At 72.4% G+C, this 12,604-nt stretch carries 10 protein-coding genes; 9 read left to right on the top strand and 1 reads right to left on the bottom strand.

Annotated elements, in window-relative coordinates:
- Window positions 1-3: 3 nt before the first annotated feature.
- A complete protein-coding gene (locus tag ACH4K1_RS14900) occupies window positions 4-2,235 on the bottom strand; it encodes an ATP-binding protein (protein ID WP_398089578.1) in 2,232 nt (743 codons plus the stop codon).
- Window positions 2,236-2,455: 220 nt separating this feature from the next.
- On the opposite strand from ACH4K1_RS14900, the gene ACH4K1_RS14905 reads away from it, so the two are divergent.
- From ACH4K1_RS14905 to aroQ, 9 genes are all read left to right on the top strand, one after another.
- Window positions 2,456-2,911, top strand: coding sequence for a DUF948 domain-containing protein (locus tag ACH4K1_RS14905; protein WP_398089719.1), 456 nt, complete (start codon window positions 2,456-2,458; stop codon window positions 2,909-2,911).
- Between the two features lie 7 nt (window positions 2,912-2,918).
- Window positions 2,919-3,263, top strand: coding sequence for a DUF6167 family protein (locus ACH4K1_RS14910; RefSeq protein ID WP_398089580.1), 345 nt, complete (start codon window positions 2,919-2,921; stop codon window positions 3,261-3,263).
- The gene (gene alaS / locus ACH4K1_RS14915) at window positions 3,263-5,932 is read left to right on the top strand and encodes an alanine--tRNA ligase (RefSeq protein ID WP_398089582.1); all 2,670 of its coding nucleotides are present in this window, start codon (window positions 3,263-3,265) and stop codon (window positions 5,930-5,932) included. Before ACH4K1_RS14910 ends, alaS begins: the two co-directional genes overlap by 1 nt.
- An 8-nt stretch (window positions 5,933-5,940) precedes the next feature.
- Window positions 5,941-6,414: a Holliday junction resolvase RuvX gene (gene ruvX / locus ACH4K1_RS14920; RefSeq protein ID WP_199876455.1), complete on the top strand. Its 474-nt coding sequence runs from the start codon at window positions 5,941-5,943 to the stop codon at window positions 6,412-6,414.
- Window positions 6,415-6,515: 101 nt separating this feature from the next.
- A complete protein-coding gene (gene mltG / locus ACH4K1_RS14925) occupies window positions 6,516-8,270 on the top strand; it encodes an endolytic transglycosylase MltG (RefSeq protein WP_398089584.1) in 1,755 nt (584 codons plus the stop codon).
- Window positions 8,263-9,093 carry a shikimate dehydrogenase gene (locus ACH4K1_RS14930; RefSeq protein ID WP_398089586.1) on the top strand — a complete coding sequence of 277 codons (831 nt, stop codon included), beginning with the start codon at window positions 8,263-8,265 and terminating at the stop codon, window positions 9,091-9,093. Before mltG ends, ACH4K1_RS14930 begins: the two co-directional genes overlap by 8 nt.
- A 146-nt stretch (window positions 9,094-9,239) precedes the next feature.
- A complete protein-coding gene (gene aroC, locus ACH4K1_RS14935) occupies window positions 9,240-10,424 on the top strand; it encodes a chorismate synthase (RefSeq protein ID WP_398089587.1) in 1,185 nt (394 codons plus the stop codon).
- Window positions 10,421-12,058, top strand: a complete 1,638-nt coding sequence (aroB, locus tag ACH4K1_RS14940) for a 3-dehydroquinate synthase (RefSeq protein ID WP_398089588.1) — start codon at window positions 10,421-10,423, stop codon at window positions 12,056-12,058. Before aroC ends, aroB begins: the two co-directional genes overlap by 4 nt.
- Entirely contained in the window at window positions 12,055-12,495 is a 441-nt protein-coding gene (gene aroQ, locus ACH4K1_RS14945; protein ID WP_398089590.1) for a type II 3-dehydroquinate dehydratase, read from the top strand. The genes aroB and aroQ overlap by 4 nt, the downstream gene beginning before the upstream one ends.
- Window positions 12,496-12,604 lie beyond the last annotated feature (109 nt).

The following is a 12,604-nucleotide window of genomic DNA, read 5'->3' on the forward strand; positions in this document are numbered from 1 at the left end:
CTCTCACCAGCGCTCCGGCCCGCCCCTCCCCGTCATCGGGGAGGCGGCGGGCCTTCGCGTTCCCCCGGTTCCGCCCGCGCCCGGCCCGCCCGGGGCGGGCGGACCGGCCGCATCCGGCGCGGCCCGCCCCGCGTCGGGGCCGCCTCCCGCCAGGGCCCGGTCCACCGCGGCCGCCGGGTCCAGTCGCCGGCCCGCCCGCAGCCCCTCCTCGTACGCCGCGTTCCCCAGCTCCCGGCGCGCCCGCTCCTCGCACTCCGCCCGCGGCCGCCCGTAGAAAACCGAGCCGAACAACGGCAGCCCCACCGACGGCCAGATGGCCTCCGCCGCCCCCTGGAGCACGGCGGCCTCCCCGGCGTCCCCCTCCACCGCCGTCACCAGGGCCAGCAGTTCCAGCGACAGCACCGTGCCCAGCAGGTCGTTGAACGTCCGACCGATCGTCAGGCACTCCCCGAGCATCCGCCGCGCCGCCCCCGGCCGCCCCCGGCGCACCGCCGCGTACGCCAGGACGTACAGCGCGTACGCCAGCGCCCACCGCTCCCCGTGGTCCTCGCAGACCTCCCGGACCTCGTCGCAGATCGCCGCCGCCGCGTCCGGATCGCCGAGGAACGCCACCGCCATGGCCAGCTCGACCTGCGCCATCAGCACATTGCTGTTCAACTCGCCGACCTCGCGGTAGCGGCCCAGCGCCTCGCGCAGCAGCTCCTCGGCGCGCGGCATGTCGTCCGTCACGATCGCCAGGCAGCCCATGCGGTGCACCGCGTACGCCAGGGCCCTCGCGTTCCCGGAACGCTCGGCCTCCTCCCGGCACTCCCGCAGCGCCGCGACCGCCGCGACCGCGTCGCCCTGGAGCACCGCCACGTAGCCCAGTACCCACAGCGCCTTCAGCCGTGCCGCGTCGTGCGGGGACGGCTCCTCCAGCACGTGCTCCAGCCAGTACCGCCCCTCGGAGAGCCGCCCGCAGCCGACCCAGTAGAACCACAGGGTGCCGGCCAGGTACTGCGCCAGATGCACCTCCTCGGGGTCCTCCATCGAACATTCCATCGCCCGGCGCAGGTTGGGCAGCTCGCCGTCGATCCGCGCCGCCACCTCCGCCTGCCGGGGGCTGAACCAGTCCAGCTCGCACCAGGTCGCGAGCCCCAGGAACCAGTCCCGGTGCCGTCGTCGCAGCCGCTGGGCGTCGCCGGCCGCCGTCAGCCACTGCGCCCCGTACTCGCTCACCGTGTCCAGCAGCCGGTAGCGGGCCCCGGCCGGACCCTCCTCGCGCTCCACCACCGACTGGGCCAACAGCTCGTCCAGCACGTCGAGCACCGATTCGGCAGGCAGATCCGGCCCGCCGCAGATGTACTCGGCGGCCTCCAGGTCGAACTGCCCGGCGAAGACGGAGAGCCGCGCCCACAGCAGCCGCTGCTCGGGCGTGCACAGCTCATGGCTCCAGCCGATCGCCGTACGCAGCGTCTGATGGCGCGGCGGGGCGCCCCGGCGGCCTCCGGTCAGCAGCCGGAACCGGTCGTCCAGCCGCAGGAGCACCTGCTCCACCGACAGGGCGCGCAGCCGCCCGGCCGCCAGCTCCAGCGCCAGCGGAATCCCGTCGAGACGGCGGCAGAGCTCCAGCACCGCTCCGCGTTCGCCCTCCGTCGGCTCCCAGCCCGGCCGGACGCCGCGCGCCCGTTCGGTGAACAGCTCCACCGCCTCCCCGTCGCACATCGGCGCGAGGGGGAACGTCCGCTCCCCGTCCATCCGCAGCGGGCAGCGCCCGGCCGCGAGCACTTGGAGGCCCGGAGCGCGGCGCAGCAGCTCGGTGACGAGACCGGCGCACGCGTCCACGAGGTGCTCGAAACCGTCGATCACCAGCAGGGTCCGGCGCTCGCGGAGATGTTCGACGAGGACGGTGCGCGGCGGCCGGTTGGTGTGGTCGGTCAGCCCCAGAGCGTCGATCAGGGCGTGCTCCAGCAGACCGGGATCGCGTACGGCGGGCAGCTCGGCCAGCAGGACCCCGTCGCAGTACCGTTTCTCCTGGAGCGCCGCGACCCGGATGACACACCGGGTCTTGCCCACGCCCGCCACCCCGACGACGGTGACCACCCGGGCCTGTGCCGCCAGCAGCGCGCCCACTTCGGCCAGTTCGCCCTCCCGGCCCACGAAGGAGTTCAGCTCGGCCGGGAGGCCGCGGGGTGACGCGGAGGGGCGGGCGGCCGGATCGCCGGGATTCGGGGAAGGGTCCTGCAGGCGTCGCATGAGACACGGAGCGTACTGGCTTGAAAGCTCTCCGTACAATCTCGTCGGACAACTACCGCCCGGCCCGCGGGGAATGCGGTAGGGGAGGGGATGCACGGCGCGATAGGCTCGAAGGACGACGATCGGGCGCGGCCGGCAGCAGCCGGCCGCACCGACGCGGACAAGCCCCCGAAGGGGTCGATCGACGAGCAGGGAGCGGTGCACTGTGTCCGGTGGAGAGGTGGCCGGGATCATCGTGGCCGTCTTCTGGGCGATCCTGGTCTCGTTCCTCGCCGTGGTGCTGGTGAGGCTCGCCCAGACGCTGAAGGCGACCACCAAGCTCGTGGCGGACGTGACCGATCAGGCCGTTCCGCTGCTCGCGGACGCCTCGGCGACGGTGCGCTCCGCCCAGACCCAGCTGGACAAGGTCGACGCCATCGCGAGCGACGTCCAGGAGGTCACCTCCAACGCCTCCGCGCTCTCCACCACCGTCGCCTCCACCTTCGGCGGCCCCCTCGTCAAGGTCGCCGCCTTCGGCTACGGCGTACGGCAGGCGCTCGGCCGCCGCGCCGCCCCCGAACCGGAACCGGCGCGGGGCCGCGGCTCCGGCCGCCGTACGGTGATCGTCGGCCGGACCGTACCCTCGGCACGCGGACGCAGGCGCGAACGCCGAAACGCCCGCGGACAGAAGGACTGATCGAGCGATGTTCCGCCGCACTTTCTGGTTCACCGCCGGCGCGGCCGCCGGCGTATGGGCCACCGCCAAGGTCAACCGCAAGCTCAAGCAGCTGACCCCGGAGAGCCTCGCGGCCCAGGCCGCGGACAAGGCGATCGAGACCGGTCACCGCCTCAAGGACTTCGCCCTCGACGTACGGGAGGGCATGGTCCGGCGCGAAGCCGAACTGGGCGGCGCGCTGGGCCTCCAGGCCCCGGTCGACCAGGACCTTCCCGTACGGCGGCACTGGGCCGTCGAGGCGGCCGGTCCGCCCGCGGACGCCCCGTCCCGCACCCTCCCCTCCAACTCGAACAACCGGAATGAGGACCACTGATGGAGTCGGCTGAAATTCGCCGCCGCTGGCTGAGCTTCTTCGAGGAGCGCGGTCACACCGCCGTGCCTTCGGCGTCGCTCATCGCGGACGACCCGACTCTGCTGCTGGTCCCCGCCGGCATGGTCCCCTTCAAGCCGTACTTCCTCGGCGAGGTCAAGCCGCCCGCCCCGCGCGTCACCAGCGTGCAGAAGTGCGTGCGCACGCCGGACATCGAAGAGGTCGGCAAGACCACCCGCCACGGCACCTTCTTCCAGATGTGCGGCAACTTCTCCTTCGGGGACTACTTCAAGGAAGGGGCCATCAAGCTCGCCTGGGAGGCCCTGACCTCCTCCGTCGAGGACGGCGGCTACGGCCTCGACCCCGAGAAGCTCTGGATCACCGTCTACCTCGACGACGACGAGGCCGAGTCCATCTGGCGCGACAAGATCGGCGTGCCCGCGGAGCGCATCCAGCGCCTGGGCAAGAAGGACAACTTCTGGTCCATGGGCGTCCCCGGCCCCTGCGGACCCTGCTCCGAGATCAACTACGACCGCGGCCCCGAGTTCGGCGTCGAGGGCGGCCCGGCCGTCAACGACGAGCGCTACGTGGAGATCTGGAACCTGGTCTTCATGCAGTACGAGCGCGGCGCCGGCGACGGCAAGGAGGACTTCCCGATCCTCGGGGAGCTGCCGTCCAAGAACATCGACACCGGTCTCGGCCTGGAACGCCTCGCGATGATCCTGCAGGGCGTGCAGAACATGTACGAGACCGACACCCTGCGCGTCGTCATGGACAAGGCCACCGAGCTGACCGGCGTCCGCTACGGCGCCGAGCAGTCCACGGACGTCTCGCTCCGCGTCGTCGCCGACCACATCCGTACCTCGGTGATGCTCATCGGCGACGGCGTCACCCCCGGCAACGAGGGCCGCGGCTACGTGCTGCGCCGCATCATGCGCCGCGCCATCCGCAACATGCGCCTCCTGGGCGCCACCGGCACGGTCGTCAAGGAGCTGGTCGACGTCGTGATCGACACCATGGGCCTCCAGTACCCGGAGCTGATCACCGACCGCAAGCGCATCGAGACGGTCGCGCTGGCCGAGGAGGCCGCCTTCCTCAAGGCCCTCAAGGGCGGCACCAACATCCTGGAGACCGCGGTCACCGAGACCAAGGCCGCCGGGGGCAGGGTCCTCGCCGGGGACAAGGCGTTCCTGCTCCACGACACGTGGGGCTTCCCGATCGACCTGACCCTGGAGATGGCCGCCGAACAGGGGCTCTCCGTGGACGAGGACGGCTTCCGCCGCCTCATGCAGGAACAGCGCGACAAGGCCAAGGCCGACGCCCGCGCCAAGAAGACGGGCCACGCCGACCTGTCCGCCTACCGCGAGGTCGCCGACACCTCCGGCGCCACCGAGTTCACCGGCTACACCAGCGTGGCCGGCGAGTCCACCATCGTCGGCCTGCTGGTCGACGGCGTGCCCTCGCCCGCCGCCCTGGAGGGCGACGAGGTCGAGGTCGTCCTCGACCGCACCCCCTTCTACGCGGAGGGTGGCGGCCAGCTCGCCGACACCGGCCGCATCCGGCTCGACACCGGCGCCGTGATCGAGGTCCGCGACGTCCAGAAGCCGGTCCCGGGCGTCCATGTCCACAAGGGCGTCGTCCAGGTCGGGGAGGTGACGGTCGGTGCCCCCGTCTTCGCCTCGATCGACGCCACCCGCCGCCGCGCCATCGCCCGCGCCCACAGCGCCACGCACCTCACGCACCAGGCGCTGCGCGACGCCCTCGGCCCGACGGCCGCCCAGGCCGGCTCGGAGAACTCGCCGGGCCGCTTCCGCTTCGACTTCGGCTCGCCCGCCGCCGTCCCCGGCACGGTCCTCACCGACGTGGAGCAGCGGATCAACGAGGTCCTCTCGCGGGAGCTCGACGTCCAGGCCGAGGTCATGTCGATCGACGAGGCCAAGAAGCAGGGCGCCATCGCGGAGTTCGGCGAGAAGTACGGCGAGCGGGTCCGCGTCGTCACCATCGGCGACTTCTCCAAGGAGCTGTGCGGCGGCACCCACGTCCACAACACCGCCCAGCTGGGTCTGGTGAAGCTGCTGGGAGAGTCCTCCATCGGCTCCGGCGTGCGGCGTATCGAGGCCCTGGTCGGCGTGGACGCGTACAACTTCCTCGCCAAGGAGCACACGGTCGTCGCCCAGCTCCAGGAGCTGGTCAAGGGCCGCCCCGAGGAGCTTCCCGAGAAGATCGCGGGCATGCTCGGCAAGCTGAAGGACGCCGAGAAGGAGATCGAGAAGTTCCGCGCGGAGAAGGTCCTCGCGGCCGCCGCCGGCCTGGTCGAGTCCGCCAAGGACGTCCGCGGCGTCGCCCTGGTCACCGGCCAGGTCCCCGACGGCACCTCCGCCGACGACCTGCGCAAGCTGGTTCTGGACGTCCGCGGCCGCATCCAGGGCGACCGCCCGGCCGTCGTGGCCCTGTTCACCACCGCCAACGGGCGCCCGCTCACCGTCATCGCCACCAACGAGGCCGCCCGCGGGCGCGGCCTCAAGGCCGGTGACCTCGTGCGTGCCGCCGCCAAGACCCTCGGCGGAGGCGGCGGCGGCAAGCCGGACGTGGCCCAGGGGGGCGGTACGAACCCGGCCGCCATCGGGGACGCCGTCGCCGCGGTCGAACGCCTCGTCACCGAGACGGCGTGACGAGCGGGATGACGCGGATGCGCCGAGGCCGGCGGCTCGCCGTCGACGTCGGGGACGCCCGGATCGGGGTCGCCTCGTGCGACCCCGACGGGATCCTGGCCACGCCGGTGGAGACCGTGCCGGGACGCGACGTCCCGGCCGCCCACCGGCGGCTCCGCGCACTCGTCGAGGAGTACGAGCCGATCGAGGTCGTCCTCGGCCTGCCGCGTTCGCTCGGCGGGGGCGAGGGCCCCGCCGCCGCCAAGGTCCGGGCCTTCGCCCAGGAGTTCGCCCGCTCGATCGCGCCCGTTCCGGTGCGGTTGGTGGACGAGAGGATGACCACAGTGACGGCCGCCCAGGGGATGCGCGCCTCGGGCGTGAAGTCCAGGAAAGGCCGATCTGTCATCGACCAGGCTGCCGCTGTGGTCATCCTCCAGAACGCTCTGGAGTCCGAACGGGCGTCAGGCAACCCCCCCGGCGAGGGCGTCGAAGTGGTTGTCTGATCGCGATACGGTAACGTTCCGCGCGATGCGGCGGTGGTCGAACACATCACTGCTCAGCGAAGCGAAGAGACGGAACGGCGTCTCGCGGCTCTAGGGGATCGATGACTGAGTATGGCCGGGGCCCCGGCTCCGAACCGTGGCATCCCGAAGACCCCTTGTACGGGGACCAGGGATGGGGGGGCCGGCAGGCCGCCCACGGCCAGGGCCAGTACGGCGACCAGCAGCAGCCCTACCCGCAGGACCCGTACGCCCAGCAGTACCAGGACCCGCAGCACGCGCCCCAGCAGCACCAGCAGTACGCACAGCAGCCGTACGACCAGCAGTATCAGCAGTACGAGCAGCAGCCGCCCCACCACCAGCAGTACGGAACGCCCCAGCACGACCCGTATGCCCAGCAGCCCGGTGCCCAGCCGCAGTACAACGGCGGCTGGGACGCCGGGCAGCCGGCCGCCGTGCCGTACGGGGTCGAGCCCCAGGACCCGTACGCCCAGCAGCCCGGCGGCTACGACGCCCCGCAGGACTACTACGGCACGCCCGAGGCGTACCCCCCGCCGCAGCCCCCCGGCCGCCGGGACGCCCCAGCCGAACAGCGACAGCAGCAGTCGGCGGACTGGGACGCGGACGAGCCGCAGCAGGAGACGCACCCCTTCTTCACCGGTGCGGACGAACCGGCCGGCCGCGCGCCGCGGGACGACGACGATGAACCCGACGACGACGGAGCGCGCGCCTCGCGCCGCGACCGCGGGGGCAGCGACCGCCGCGGCGGCAAGGGCAAGAAGAAGAGCCGCAGCGGCGTGGCCTGCCTGGTGGTCTCCGTCGTCCTGATCGGCGGCCTCGGCGGCGTCGGGTACGTCGGCTACACCTTCTGGCAGAAACAGTTCGGCGCCCCGGCCGACTACGCGGGGCCGGGCACCGGCCAGGTCGAGGTCGAGATCCCCGAAGGGGCCTTCGGGTACGACATCGCCAACATCCTGCGCAAGAAGGGCGTCATCAAGTCCTCCGACGCGTTCGTCGCGGCGCAGAACGACAACCCGAAGGGCAAGTCGCTCCAGGCCGGGGTCTACCTCCTGAAGAAGGAGATGTCGGCGGCCGGCGCGATCACGCTCATGCTCGACCCGAAGAGCCAGAACGCGTTCGTGATCCCGGAGGGAACCCGCAACGCGAAGGTCTACGAGATGATCGACGCCCGGCTGAAGCTGGAGAAGGGCACCACGTCGAAGATCGCCAAGGCCAAGGCGGAGTCTCTGGGCCTGCCCGACTGGGCCGACGACAACCCCGATGTGAAGGACCCGCTGGAGGGCTTCCTCTACCCGGCGGCCTACCCGCTCTCCAAGGGATCGAAGCCCGAAGACGCGTTGAAGCGGATGGTCGCGCGGGCCAACAAGGAGTACGCGGACATCGACTTCGCGGCCACGGCCAAGAAGTTCAACCTGGACGGGCCGTGGCAGGTGCTCACGGTGGCGAGCCTGGTGCAGGCGGAGGGCCTTACGCACGACGACTTCCGCAAGATGGCCGAAGTCGTCTACAACCGGCTCGAACCCGACAACACCATCACCAACCGCAAGCTCGAATTCGACTCTGCTTTCAACTACCTCAACAACCAGAGCAGGATCAAGATCAGCTCGAAGGAGATCCGGACCAACCCGGATCCGTACAACACCTACTACCACGCGGGTCTCCCGCCGGGGCCGATCAGCAACCCGGGCATGGACGCCATCAAGGCGTCGCTCAACCCGACGACGAACGGCTGGATGTTCTTCATCTCGCTCGACGGCAAGAAGACCGACTTCACGAAGACTGTCGAGGAGCACGAGAAGTTGAACGACAAGTTCAAGGAGCAGCAGGGTCTTGGCTGATATGCGCCGCCGAGCCGCCGTCCTCGGCTCGCCCATCGACCACTCCCTCTCCCCGGTCCTGCACCGCGCCGCCTACGCCGAGCTCGGCCTGGAGCACTGGTCCTACGACCGGTTCGAGGTCGACGAGGCGGGGCTGCCCGGATTCGTCGCGGGGCTGGACGCCTCCTGGGCCGGGCTGTCGCTGACCATGCCGCTCAAGCGGGCGATCATCCCGCTGCTCGACGAGATCAGCGCGACGGCGGCCTCCGTGGAGGCCGTCAACACGGTCGTGCTCACCGAGGACGGCCGACGGGTCGGGGACAACACCGACATCCCCGGCATGGTCGCCGCCCTGCGGGAGCGCGGCGTCGACAAGGTCGACTCCGCCGCGGTCCTCGGCGCCGGAGCCACCGCCTCCTCCGCGCTCGCCGCGCTCACCGCGGTCTGTGCGGGCCCGGTCACCGCCTATGTGCGGGGCCCGGAGCGGGCGGCGGAGATGCGGGCCTGGGGGGAGCGGCTCGGCGTCGACGTCGCGATCGGGGAGTGGGCGGACGCGGCAGCGGCGCTGACCGCGCCGCTCGTCATCGCCACCACCCCGGCGGGCGCCACCGACGCCTTGGCCGGCTCTGTGCCGACGGTCCCGGGCATCCTCTTCGACGTGCTGTACGAGCCGTGGCCCACCGCACTCGCCGCCGCCTGGTCGGCGCAGGGCGGGGCGGTGGTCGGCGGACTCGACCTCCTCGTGCACCAGGCCCTGCTCCAGGTCGAGCAGATGACCGGCCGGGCCCCGGCGCCGCTGGCCGCCATGCGGCAGGCCGGGGAAGCGGCGCTCGCGGCCCGCTGACCGGCCCGCCCGCCGCGACCGCCCCGTCCGTCTGCTGGACCGGCGGCCGGATCGTGCCCCCGGTCGTGGGAGGATCGGGGGCGGCGGGCCAGGGCCGCGCACCCGGTGGCGCCGTTGGATTTCAGGCGCGAGCAAGAGGAGCACCGTTGAGCAGGTTGCGCTGGCTGACCGCGGGGGAGTCGCACGGCCCCGCACTGGTGGCGACGCTGGAGGGTCTTCCCGCCGGTGTCCCGGTCACCACGGAGATGGTGGCGGAGGCGCTGGCCCGGCGACGGCTCGGTTACGGCCGCGGTGCGCGGATGAAGTTCGAGCAGGACGAGGTCACCTTCCTCGGCGGCGTACGGCACGGCCTCACCATGGGCTCCCCGGTCGCCGTCATGGTCGGCAACACCGAGTGGCCCAAGTGGAAGCAGGTCATGTCGGCCGACCCGGTCGACCCCGAGGAGCTGTCCCAGCTCGCCCGCAACGCCCCGCTGACCCGCCCCCGCCCCGGCCACGCCGACCTCGCGGGGATGCAGAAGTACGGCTTCGACGAGGCCCGGCCGGTCCTGGAGCGCGCCAGCGCCCGGGAAACCGCCGCGCGCGTCGCCCTCGGGGCCGTCGCCCGCTCCTACCTCAAGGAGACCGCGGGCATCGAGATCGTCAGCCATGTCGTCGAGCTGGCCGCCGCCAAGGCGCCGTACGGCGTCCTCCCGGTCCCCGGCGACGTGGAGAAGCTGGACGCCGACCCGGTCCGCTGCCTGGACGCGGACGCGTCCAAGGCGATGGTGGCCGAGATCGACCAGGCCCACAAGGACGGCGACACCCTCGGCGGCGTCGTCGAGGTGCTGGCGTACGGCGTGCCGGTCGGGCTCGGCTCGCACGTGCACTGGGACCGGCGGCTGGACGCCCGGCTCGCCGCCGCGCTCATGGGCATCCAGGCCATCAAGGGCGTCGAGGTCGGCGACGGCTTCGAACTGGCCCGGGTTCCCGGCTCGAAGGCGCACGACGAGATCGTCGCCACCGACGAGGGCATCAAGCGCGCCTCGGGCCGCTCCGGCGGCACCGAGGGCGGTCTGACCACCGGTGAGCTGCTGCGCGTGCGCGCCGCCATGAAGCCCATCGCCACCGTGCCGCGCGCGCTCGCCACCGTGGACGTCACCACCGGCGAGGCCACCAAGGCCCACCACCAGCGCTCCGACGTCTGCGCCGTCCCGGCGGCGGGCATCGTCGCGGAGGCGATGGTGGCCCTGGTCCTGGCCGACGCCGTCGCGGAGAAGTTCGGCGGCGACAGCGTGGCCGAAACCCATCGCAACGTGCAGTCGTACCTCGACCACCTCCAGATCCGATGAGCGGGCCCCTGGTCGTCCTCGTCGGCCCGATGGGCGTCGGCAAGTCCACGGTGGGCGAACTGCTCGCCGCCCGGCTCGGCACCACCCACCGGGACACCGACGCGGACGTCGTCGCCGAGGCCGGCAAGCCGATCGCGGAGATCTTCTACGACGAGGGCGAGGAGCACTTCCGCGCCCTGGAGCGCCGGGCCGTCGCCGCGGCCGTCGCCGACCACACCGGCGTCCTCTCCCTCGGCGGCGGGGCCGTCCTGGACGGGGCGACCAGGGAGCTGCTGGCCGGCCGCCCGGTCGTCTACCTCTCCATGGACGTGGACGAGGCCGTGCGGCGCGTCGGCCTGAACACCGCCCGCCCGCTGCTCGCGGTCAATCCGCGCCGGCAGTGGCGCGAGCTGATGGACGCCCGCCGCCACCTGTACGAAGAGGTCGCCCGTACCGTCGTCGCCACCGACGGGCACACCCCCGAAGAGGTCGCCCAGGCGATCATCGACGCACTGGAACTGCCGGAGGGCCCAGCCGCCCCCGGCGTGGAGAGCACCGGCATGACGCAGCAGGAACCCACCCGCATCCAGGTCGCAGGCTCGGCGGGCTCCGACCCGTACGAGGTCCTCGTCGGCCACCGGCTCCTGGGCGAGCTGCCCCAGCTGATCGGCGACCGCGCCCGGCGGGTCGCCGTGCTGCACCCCGAGGCGCTGGCGGAGACCGGCGAGGCGGTCCGCCAGGACCTCGCCGACCAGGGGTACGAGGCCATCGCCGTCCAGCTCCCCAACGCGGAGGAGGCCAAGACCGTCGAGGTCGCCGCCTACTGCTGGAAGGCGCTCGGCCAGACCGGCTTCACCCGCACCGACGTCGTCGTCGGCATCGGCGGCGGCGCCACCACGGACGTCGCCGGGTTCGTCGCGGCCACCTGGCTGCGCGGGGTCCGCTGGATCGCGATCCCGACCACCGTGCTCGGCATGGTCGACGCGGCCGTCGGCGGCAAGACCGGCATCAACACCGCCGAGGGCAAGAACCTGGTGGGCGCCTTCCACCCGCCCGCCGGGGTCCTGTGCGACCTCGCCGCTCTGGAGTCGCTGCCGGTCCACGACTACGTCTCCGGCCTGGCCGAGGTCATCAAGGCGGGCTTCATCGCCGACCCGGTCATCCTCGACCTGATCGAGGCCGACCCCGAGGCGGCCCGTACGCCCGCGGGGCCGCACACCGCCGAACTGATCGAGCGGTCCATCCGGGTCAAGGCCGAAGTCGTCTCCAGCGACCTCAAGGAGTCGGGCCTGCGCGAGATCCTCAACTACGGCCACACCCTGGGCCACGCCATCGAGAAGAACGAGCGCTACAAGTGGCGCCACGGCGCGGCCGTCTCCATCGGGATGGTCTTCGCCGCCGAGCTGGGGCGGCTCGCCGGACGCCTCGACGACGCCACCGCCGACCGGCACCGCACCGTCCTGGAGTCGGTGGGCCTGCCGCTGGCCTACCGCGGCGACCAGTGGCCCAAGCTGCTGGAGAACATGAAGGTCGACAAGAAGTCGCGCGGCGACCTGCTGCGCTTCATCGTCCTGGACGGCATCGGCAAGCCCACCGTCCTGGAGGGCCCCGACCCGGCCGTCCTGCTCGCCGCGTACGGGGAGGTCTCCGCGTGACCCGCAGGGTCCTCGTCCTGAACGGCCCCAACCTCGGCCGGCTCGGCTCGCGCGAGCCCGACGTCTACGGGGCCACCTCCTACGCCGGACTCGTCGAGAGCTGCACGGCCCTCGGCAAGGAGCTCGGCTTCGACGTCGAGGTGCGGGAGACCAACGACGAGGGCGAGCTGATCCGCTGGCTCCACGAGGCCGCGGACGGAGCGACCCCGGTCGTCCTCAACCCGGGCGCCTTCACGCACTACTCGTACGGCATGCGGGACGCGGCGGCCCAGCGCACCGCCCCGCTGATCGAGGTGCACATCTCCAACCCGTACACCCGCGAGGAGTTCCGGCACACCTCCGTGGTCGCCGCGGTGGCCACGGGCACGGTCGCCGGGTTCGGCGTCGGCTCCTACCGGCTCGCCCTGCGGGCCCTGGCCGACGAACTGACGGGCTGACACCGGGACGGCGCCCGTCGGCCTTTTCGCGGCCGACGGGCACGTCGCGGCCTTCCGGGCCGTTCACCCCGGGAGGGCCCGGGAAGGTACGGTAGCCCTCCCATCAGCG

It is taken from the genome of Streptomyces sp. NPDC017448, from assembly GCF_044330565.1.
Classification (GTDB): Bacteria; Actinomycetota; Actinomycetes; order Streptomycetales; family Streptomycetaceae; genus Streptomyces.